Below are 9,265 nucleotides of genomic sequence, written 5' to 3'. Positions count from 1 at the left end.
GTCCACAACGGCATCGAGTACGGGATCATGGCCGCGCTCGCCGAGGGGATGAACATCCTCAAGAACGCCGACGCGGGAGTCCGCGAAGCCGAACATTCGGCCGAGATCGCCCCGCTGGAAGAGCCTGAGTTCTATCAGTTCACGATCGACACCCCCAAGGTCGCGGAGCTGTGGCGTCGCGGATCGGTCATCTCGTCGTGGCTGCTCGACCTCACCGCAGCTGCCCTCGAAGAGAACCCCACGCTCGACGGACTCGCCGGCCGGGTCTCCGACTCGGGCGAGGGCCGCTGGACCGTCAAGGCCGCCGTCGACACGGGGGTTCCCGCTCCCGTGCTCTCTGCAGCGCTGTTCGAGCGGTTCGCATCCCGTGATGAGGATCACTACGCCAACCAGCTTCTCTCGGCGATGCGCCTGCAGTTCGGTGGCCACCACGAGCTTCCCACCGGGGATGTGCTCGAGGCAGGTGCTCGCAAGTCCGATCAGGCTGGCTGACCTTCACGGCTGCGCGGCCTGTGCTTAGGCTGTCGGCATGCCAGTGCTGTTCTCGGTCCTCGTCATCGCACTGAGCATCGGTGCGCTCATCGACGCGATCGTCATCTCCGAGAATCGCGTGCGCTACCTCCCCAAGGTCGCGTGGGTGATTCTGATCGTTCTCGTGCCGCTGCTGGGCAGTGTCTTCTGGTTCGCACTGGGACGGGACTATCAGCGTGCGCCGGCGCCCTGGCGCGAGTACACCGACAAAGGGGCTCCGCCGGCGAGCGCCCCCGTGCGGCCCCGCGACACGCGCAGCACCGAGCAGCAGCTAGCCGATCTGGACCTCGAGATCGAGGAGTGGCGACTTCGGGCTGAGATCGAGAAGCGCAAGCGCGATCACCGCGACGGCTCGGCAGGCTGACCGTCCAGCGCGGGAAGATTCGCTTCGAAGGTCGTTCCCTGGCCCGGCGCGCTGGTGACGCGCAGGATGCCGCCGTGTGCGCTGACCAGGGCATGAGCGATCGCGAGTCCGAGGCCCGAGCCCGCAGAATGGCGGGAGGTGTCGCCCCGCCAGAACCGCTCGAACACATGCGGTAGTTGTTCGGCCGGGATGCCTGGTCCGGTGTCGTGTACGCGCAGGATGACGCGGTCGGCGTTCATCCGTGTGCTGACCGTGACGTCGGCATCCGGCGGAGTGTGCTGCAACGCATTACCGACGAGGTTGCGCGCGACCTGGGTCAACCGAGGTTCGTCGCCGAGGACCCGCGCGGGACCATCGGTGTCGACGATGAGACGGCGTTCAGGATGCAGCACGCGAGCGTCCGAGACCACCTCTGCGGCGACGGCGGCGAGATCGACCGGCGTGTTCTCGAGGGGCCGGCCGGAGTCGGTCCGCGCGAGCAGGGACAGCTCGTCCGTCAGCAGCCTCATTCGCCCCAGCTGTCGCTCCACGCGCGCCATCGCTTCTGCGAGGGCATCGGGGTCGGTCAGACCACCACGCAGGTAGAGCTCGACCCAGCCGCTCGCTGTGGTCAGCGGCGTACGCAACTCGTGCGAGGTATCTGCGACGAACGAGCGCATGCGGTTTTCGGCATCCTCTTGCACATCGAAGGCGAGGTTCACGGTGCTCGCCATGCGAGCGATTGCCGGGTCGCCGCTGCTCTCGACCGGAAGACGGAGGGTGCGGTCGCCCTCTGCGATCCGCTCGGCGTGCTCAGCCATCGCCGTGAGTGGGCGAAGACCACGACCGACGACGATCGCCGCCGCAATGATGAGGATGATGGTCGTCACCACCGCCGTCACCGAGAGCGCCGAGATCAGGAGAACGCCATTGGCCTCGCGATCGGTTGTGCGCACCACGAGCACGGCGGAGGTCACCGGGACTTCGCTCTCGTTGTCGCTGAACGTCAGCGAGAAGCCCGTCGTGTCGATCGTTTCGGCGAGGTACCGACCGTCGATATCGGTTGGCTCGTGAGCGGCGCGAGCCACAATCGTCGGGACATCGGCTTCGGGGATTCCCGCGGCTGCGAGCACGCCCTCGCCGTCGAGAAGAATGATGCCGAGCGAGCCCGCTGCGATGCGCTGCACGTTCTCGTCGGAGACGACGGCGCCGCCTGTCGCGTTCAACCCCGCGGCCATCCGCTGGGCAGGGCCCTCGGCTAGAGTGCCAGGATGCGGAGCGGGTGCGAGTGAGCGGAGGCATCCGTTTCGCCCTCCGCCGCGCTGGCGCCGCGCGTGCGTCACTTGTGGCCCTGGCAGTCTTCGCGGGGCTCTCGGGCGCGCTGGTCAGCGCAGCAGCGTCGGTGGATGCAGCTCGGGTGGCGCACTCGGCAGAAGAAGGGTTGGCGAGCGACGGGTCAGCCGGTGTCGCCGCGGTCGCGGTTGGAATGCTCGCGCTGCCGGTCGCCCTGGCCGCGGTGCTGTCGGCAGCGGAAGTGACCCGGTCACGCGCCGGCGAGACGCGATTGCTTCTGGCCCGCGGCATGCGGCCGCGCCGGCTCGTGACGATGGCGGTGTTCGAGGCCGCCCTCATCGCAACGGTGGCGGGCCTCGCCGGTGCTCTCGGAGCCGGTGTGTTCTTGTGGATGCTGACGGCAGCCGCTGCGCAGGTCGTGCTGACGGCTACGGGTGTTGCGGTGTTCGTCGTCGGCACTGCGGGTGCCGCGGGGCTGCTCGCCGGTCGCGAGAGCCCGCCGGCGCGGGGCGTCGCGGTCGCTGTCGCTGCGATCATTGTCGTCGCCATCGTCACCGGGGTGGCGACCTGGCGCCTTCTGACCTTCGGTGTGGATCCGATCTCGTTCCTGGCCCCGGCGCTGCTCCTGCTCGTGGTTGCCACTGCATCGACCGTTCTCGCCCTTGCCGGGCTCCGGATGCTCAGCAGCGCGGCGTCCCGGAGTCGGGGCCTCATCCTCGTCACGGCGCTGCGGCGGCTCTCTCGCAGGCCCGGGCGCTCCGCCTCATCGATGATCGCCGTCGCCATTGCGGTCGGAATAAGCGTCGTGGCAGCCTCGTACACCTCCAGCGCTGTCGGTGTCGGCGAAGGACCGGAAGCGCTGCGGGTGGGCGCAGACCTTCGCGTCGTGACCATCCCCGCGGACGTCACACCCTCGGCAATTTCCGCCGCAGCCGGGGCGGACGCCGCAATGGAAGGCCGTCAACTGGTTGCAAGCATGCCCTCGACGCGCTCGGAGCGCGACCGCGTCCCGATCCTGGCGCTGGAATCACAGCAGATCCGCGAGGTGATGACGGCGATCCCCGGTGTCGTCGACCCGGGCGAGTGGTCCGAGCGCCTGAGCCGACCTTCGAGTGCCGGCCAGATCCCCGCTCTCGTGTCGCAAGACGTCGCCGACGATCTGGGGCTGATCGAGGGTGACTCCCTTGCCTTGGATGCCTCCTCGCCCTCACTGACTGCGGACCTGGTGGTCGCCGGCGTGGTTCCCGTTATCCCAGGGACACCCGGCTCGCGAGGTTTTCTCGTAGATCTCGCGCGCCTGGCCGTCGTGTCGGGGGAGCGGGTCGAGCCCAATCAGCTCTGGATCGCCGCCGACGACCCCGGTGCCTCCGCCGCGCTGATCGAACGGGAGTACCCGCAGGTGGTCGTGCTCGCCCCCGATCCGGCTGTTGCAGCAGACCGTGTCGCCCAGGGATCAATCCTTCAGGTGTCGGCGATCGGGTCCGTCCTCATCGCCCTGACTCTGCTGGTCCTGCGCGGCAGAGTCAGCGGAGTCGAGGCCCGCGACGCGGCGCTGCTGTCCATTGTGGGAGCCGGCAGGCGAGGTGCGACCACGGTGGTGGCAACGCAAAATACGACGGCGCTCGTCGTCGGTTTCGTGGCCGGAATCATCGGGGGAGCGGTGACGGCAGCGGCGACGGTGCCTCCGGCTGTCCGGTGGGCATCCGGTGATCTTCCCGCTGCCTACCCCGTCGGCATCCAGGTCGATGTTCCCGCCTTGCTCGTGCTGCTGGCGGTGCTGCTGGTCGGTGGACTCGCCATTGCCTGGTGGGTCCGTCTTCCGCGAGCGCTCGCGCGGCTGATCCGAGAGGACGAGTAACGGATGCCACCGAATCGCCTCTCGGTTCTCCGCCTGCTGCGGCGTCGCTTCGGCATGCCGCGCGGTGCCGCGACGGTCATCGTCGTTCTTGCTGCGCTGACTGCTCTGCTCATCTCCGTTGCGCCCCGCATGCTCGTCCAGGTCACTCGGGACGAGGTAGCTCACCAGGTGGGGCAGCTCGCCCCGACAACACGAGACCTGACCGGGACGGTATCGGCGGTCGTGCCCGATGGCGGCATCCCGGGCCTGGAATCGTCACTGTCGAGCGCGCGAGATCAGTGGCCGTCGATCGTTCAGAGCCTGGTCGGTGATGGCGAGGTCGCGGTCTACACCGATCCGCTACGGGCATCGCCGGAGGCTCTGGGGCCGACCTCGCCCTTTACTGACGTTCACCTCATGGCAGAGCCGGATGCCCTCGTGCACCTGCAGATTGCCGAAGGGGCGTGGCCGAGTGCGTGGTCGGGTTCCGGGCCGATCGAGATCACCCTGTCGGAGGACGCGGCCGCCACGATGGAGTGGCCGATCGGAGAGCGGCGCACGATTCTCACCGCGACGGCACCGCTCGAGCTGGTATTGACGGCGACGGTGCGAGCAGCAGATCCGGATGATCCGCGCTGGCTTCATCTGCCAACAGCGCTTACGGCAACCGTCTTCGACGACGGGAACCGGCGTCCGGTGGCGACCTCCGCCGCCTGGATCGATCCCGGGACCTGGGAGGTGCTCGACCCGCCAGGGACGGTGGTCGTGTGGTACCCGGTCGATGCTGCCGGTGCCGCCGACGTCGATGTCGCGCAGCTGCTTCCCGCGATTCGCGCAATCGTCACGTCACCGCTGCCGCTGGGCCCGGGTGGCGCTGTTCGCGTATCGCTCGACTCTGGATTGGTCACCGCGCTCGGCACCGCCGTCGGACGTACCGAGGCGACACGAGCGATCCTCGCGGTCGCAGCGGTGGGCCCCGTTGTCGTGGCCTTCTCGCTCGAGGTCCTCGCTGCTGCCCTCATGGTTCGCAGGCGTCGGCTGCAGCTGGCGCTGCTGGCTGCCCGAGGCGCCGCCTCGGCGCAACTGCGGCGCCTGCTCGCTCTCGAGGGCGCGCTCCTCGGCGTGCCAGTCAGTGTCCTTGCGGCCGCGCTCGGGGTCTTCCTCGTTCCCTCGGACGCAGGCTGGGTCCCTGTCGCGCTCGCTGTTCTCGCGGGTGCGGTTCCGGCCGCGGCACTTGCTCTCGCACTGCCCCGACATCTCCTCGCTGTCGGTCGGGAAGACCTCGATCGAAGGCGCCGCACGCTGCCGATGCTGGCGACGGAGGCTCTCGGGGTCGTGCTCGCCGCGGGAGCCGTGACCGTGCTGCTGGTCCGCGGCGCGGGCGCTGGAGCTCTCGATCCGCTCGCGGTGGCCGCGCCGCTGCTGCTGACAGTAGCTCTCGCGCTGATCGTCGTTCGGCTGCATCCGATCCCCCTCGCGCTGGCGTTGCGCGTGCAACGGCGTCGCCGCGGGGCAACAGGGCTCGTGGGCGCCGCGCGCGCCGTCCGGGAACCGGTTGCCGGGACGGCGGCAGTGCTCGCGATGCTCGTGGCCGTCGCGATCGCGGTGTTTTCCTCGGTTGTGCTTGCCACCGTCGACCGTGGCGCCGTCGTCGCGGCTGAGCGCATGGTCGGCGCAGACATCCAGATCTCCGGCCCGTACGTTGATGCCGATCAGCTCGACACGATCCGGGGGGTCGAGGGTGTCGCGGCCGTCGCGGGCCTGCTGCGCGGCGACTATCTGCCGGTCACGGGCCCCGGGGGCCGCGTAACCGCCGAGGTCATCGCCACCGATCCGACGGCGCTCGCGGCTGTGCAGGACGGAATGGTGGGAGCCTTCCCCGGGGGACTCGCCGACGGGGAGATCCCCGTGCAGGTCGTCCCCTCGACGGCGCTCGCGGCCGAGCTCGGTGGAGCGATCGACGCCATTTCGGGGGCGCCTGCGGAGGCAGCCGAACCGATCGAGCAGATTCTGGGTCTCACGGCTTCGTCGGAGTTCGTCGTGATGGGGGCCGATGACTACACCGCACTCACCGGCAAGGGCTTTTTCCCGCGCACGGTGCTGATCGAGCTCGCACCGGGCTACGACGCCGCTGCCGTCATTGATCGGGTCGGTCAGATCATCGGCGGCACGTTCTCGGTGAGTCTGCTGGATGCCTCAACCGACGAGATCCGCAGTTCTCCGGCGGTCACGGCCCTGCAGGTCGCCTTGCTCAGCGCGGTCGGTATCGCGATCGCGCTGTCGGCGGTTGCCGTCCTCGTCGTGGCCGGCGTGACCCGCGATGCGCGCTCCCGCGTCATTGCGCTGCTGCGCACGATGGGCATGGGGCGCCGCGAGACACGCGGCGTCGTGGCGTGGGAGTTCGTTCCGCTCGGAGTCACCGCCTTGGTGGCTGGCGGGGCTCTCGGCATCCTGTTGCCCCTTCTGATCGTGTTCTCCATCGATCTGCGCCCGTTCACCGGTGGGGGCGGCCAGCCCTCGCTCTTCATCGATCCCGTCCTGAGCGCTACGCTCGTCGCGATCGTGCTGGCAGCTCTCGCCCTCGCCGTGATCGGCGGCGTGCTGAGTGCTCGCGCGACCTCGACGGCGACAGTGCTGCGAATGGGGGAGGACTGAGATGACACCAGCACCCTCGGCTGAAGCCGACATCCACTGCGAAGGACTCGTGCGGATCTTCACCGTCGCCGATATCGAGGTGCAGGCCCTCCAGGGCCTTGACCTGTTCGTCGGTCGCGGGGAACTTGTCGCACTCGTCGGAGCCTCGGGTTCAGGCAAATCGACGCTGCTGGCGATTTTGTCGGGATTGGATACCCCCACGGCGGGGAAGGCTGTGGTCGCTGGCCGTGACCTGCCGTCGCTGACCAACCGCGATCGCGTGGCCTACCGGCGCGATGTGGTGGGCTTCGTCTGGCAACAGACAGCGCGGAACCTGCTGCCCTACCTCTCCGCGCTCGAGAACGTCGAGCTGGCCGCAGCCATCGGGCGCAAGCCTCGTGCGAAGGAGCGTGCGCTGCGGATGCTGGATCTCGTCGGGGCTGCCCACCTGGCAGGCCGGCACCCGGCAGAGCTCTCGGGCGGGCAGCAGCAGCGCGTCGCGATCGCGGTCGCACTGGTCAATGAGCCTCGGGTGCTGCTGGCCGATGAGCCGACCGGCGACCTCGACGAGGAAGCATCGGCGGAGGTTCTTCGCACCTTCGAGCAGGTCAACGCCGAGCTGGGAACCACCGCTCTGATCGTCACCCACGACCCGGCGGTCTCTGAGCACGTCCAGCGGACTGTCCAGATCCGGGACGGTCGTACGGCAACCGAAGTGTTGCGCTGGACTCACACCGATGACGACGGACGCGAGCACGCCATGGCCGAGGAGTTCGTCGTGCTCGACCGAGTCGGGCGGATGCAGCTGCCGGCGGACTACCTGACGAGCCTGGGCCTGCGTGATCGGGTGCGACTACAGCTTCAGGCCGATCATGTCGCGGTGCGGCCCGGTCACGAGGGCTCTGCAAGCCGGGGCGGAGCCGGAGAGACACGAGGCGAGGCTACGGATGAGTGAGCGTTCCGTGGAGCCCGTGGTCACGGCATCCGACCTGTCGGTGACCCACGTGACGCCCGCCGGAGAGGTGCACGCCCTCGTCGGGGCCTCGCTGGAGCTGTACCCGGGCGAACTCGTCGTGCTCATCGGCCCCTCGGGGGCGGGAAAGACGACCCTCCTGCACGTCCTTGGCGGTATCGAGACGGCGTCGAGCGGATCGGCCCGCGTCGGAGAGGTCGTCATCACGGATGCCTCGGAGCGTGACCTCGACAGGGTCAGGCGTGAGGACGTCGCCTTCATCTTCCAGTCGTTCGGACTTCTGGACGCGCTCACCGCCGCCGAGAATGTCGAGATCCCACTGCGGATCGCCCGGACCGAACCGGGCGCGCGCGACGAGCAGGTCGCGGCGCTCCTGGAGCGGGTCGGCCTGGCTGGCCACGCCGGGCAGCGTCCGTCGGAACTGTCTGGCGGTCAGCGTCAGCGTGTCGCGATCGCTCGGGCTCTGGCGGCGTCGCCGCGGGTGCTGCTGGCCGATGAACCGACCGGCCAGCTCGACTCGCACACCGCCGATGCAATGATCGATCTCATCGCCTCGGTCGCGCACGACGACGGGGTCGCGGTGCTGCTTTCGACACATGACCCGTCGATCGTGGCGCGCGCGGACCGGGTCTTGGAGATCCACGATGGGGTGCTCACCGAACGAGGCGTTCTCGCGCAGCCCGCGGCATCCGGCTGATCGGCGTCCCTAGATCCTGCGCTGTCGGATAGCCTGAGCGCCAGGTGACACGGCGGGACAGCGGGGGACCCACATGGAGCTGAGTTCGTTTCCGATCATCGGTATCGCGCTTGCCGTGTTGTCAGCGGCGCTGCTCACTGTCGGAAACCACCTCCAATCAGTCGGAGTGGAGCGAGCGAAGGGCGAGAGTACTTCGGGACTGGGGGCCGCGGGGTTCTGGGCGCTTGCCAGAACTCCGGTCTGGCTTCTCGGCTCCGTGCTGTTCGGGCTGGCGATCCTCGCACAGCTCACCGCTCTGGCGTTCGCACCCCTTATCGTCGTACAGCCAGTCGGTGTCATCGCGCTGGTCTTTGCGTCCGCGCTCACCGCGGTGGTCACGCGGCGCAGACCCAGCAGTGCCGAGATCGTTGCGATCCTGGTCGCTGTCGCCAGCCTCGCGGCGTTCGTCGGTGTCGCGGCCGCCGTCAGCGTGCAGACGACGATCACCGACCGTGAACTCATCCTGATCCTGATCATTCTGCTCGTGGTTCTCGCCGTCACCTTCGCTGTTCTTGCACTGCTGCGCCGGCGGGGCATCCCCCCTGTCGCCTACGTCGTGCTCGGGGGGCTGTTCGCAGGTTTCGTCGCGACGCTCGGCAAGACCGTCATCCTGCGCGTCCAGACGGCGTTGGCATCGCAGGACTTCCGTATCGACGACACCAACCTCCTGACGATCGCGTGCCTGGTCGGGATCGCGGTGGCCGGGGCGCTCTCGATCTATTTCGTCCAGACGGCCCACACGGTAAATACTCCGCAGACCGTCGTCGCGGGCCTCACGATTGTCGATCCCTTCATCGCCGTCATCCTCGGCATTACGGTGCTCGGCGAGGCAGTCGGGGCACCGCTGTGGAGCTTCGGAGTGTTTGCGGTGGCCGGCGCGGGCGCCATGTGGGCGGTCTGGCGGCTCGCCTCGATCAC

At 68.7% G+C, this 9,265-nt stretch carries 7 protein-coding genes and 1 pseudogene; 7 read left to right on the top strand and 1 reads right to left on the bottom strand.

The annotated features are described in order from the left end of the window. Together B4F19_RS02895 and B4F19_RS02890 are read left to right on the top strand one after the other, a co-directional pair. Positions 1 to 492 (top strand): annotated as a pseudogene (locus B4F19_RS02895) (6-phosphogluconate dehydrogenase (decarboxylating)); the annotation flags it as partial. Between the two features lie 37 nt (positions 493 to 529). Beyond that, on the top strand, positions 530 to 895 hold the full coding sequence (locus B4F19_RS02890) for a PLD nuclease N-terminal domain-containing protein (protein WP_228177972.1): 366 nt from the start codon (positions 530 to 532) through the stop codon (positions 893 to 895). On the opposite strand, the gene B4F19_RS02885 is transcribed toward B4F19_RS02890, so the two are convergent. Then, positions 871 to 2,112 (bottom strand): sensor histidine kinase, encoded by a 1,242-nt coding sequence (locus B4F19_RS02885; protein WP_292728019.1) that lies wholly within the window; start codon positions 2,110 to 2,112, stop codon positions 871 to 873. The genes B4F19_RS02890 and B4F19_RS02885 overlap by 25 nt on opposite strands. 44 nt (positions 2,113 to 2,156) lie before the next feature. Here B4F19_RS02885 and B4F19_RS02880 point away from each other — a divergent pair, with 44 nt between their 5' ends. From B4F19_RS02880 to B4F19_RS02860, 5 genes are all read left to right on the top strand, one after another. Then, on the top strand, positions 2,157 to 4,025 hold the full coding sequence (locus tag B4F19_RS02880) for a hypothetical protein (protein ID WP_292732735.1): 1,869 nt from the start codon (positions 2,157 to 2,159) through the stop codon (positions 4,023 to 4,025). 3 nt (positions 4,026 to 4,028) lie between these two features. Then, a complete protein-coding gene (locus B4F19_RS02875) occupies positions 4,029 to 6,659 on the top strand; it encodes an FtsX-like permease family protein (RefSeq protein WP_292732733.1) in 2,631 nt (876 codons plus the stop codon). Between the two features lies 1 nt (position 6,660). After that, positions 6,661 to 7,593, top strand: coding sequence for an ABC transporter ATP-binding protein (locus B4F19_RS02870; protein WP_228177978.1), 933 nt, complete (start codon positions 6,661 to 6,663; stop codon positions 7,591 to 7,593). Beyond that, complete coding sequence (locus B4F19_RS02865) at positions 7,586 to 8,308, top strand: ABC transporter ATP-binding protein (protein WP_292728012.1); 723 nt, start codon at positions 7,586 to 7,588, stop codon at positions 8,306 to 8,308. The genes B4F19_RS02870 and B4F19_RS02865 overlap by 8 nt, the downstream gene beginning before the upstream one ends. A 73-nt stretch (positions 8,309 to 8,381) precedes the next feature. Next, positions 8,382 to 9,265 (top strand): DMT family transporter (locus B4F19_RS02860; RefSeq protein WP_292732731.1); only part of this gene is annotated, 884 nt, incomplete at its 3' end.

Source organism: Microbacterium sp. UBA1097, from assembly GCF_002313585.1.
Taxonomy (GTDB): domain Bacteria; phylum Actinomycetota; class Actinomycetes; order Actinomycetales; family Microbacteriaceae; genus Microbacterium.
This window is presented reverse-complemented; position numbering and strand designations above follow the sequence as displayed.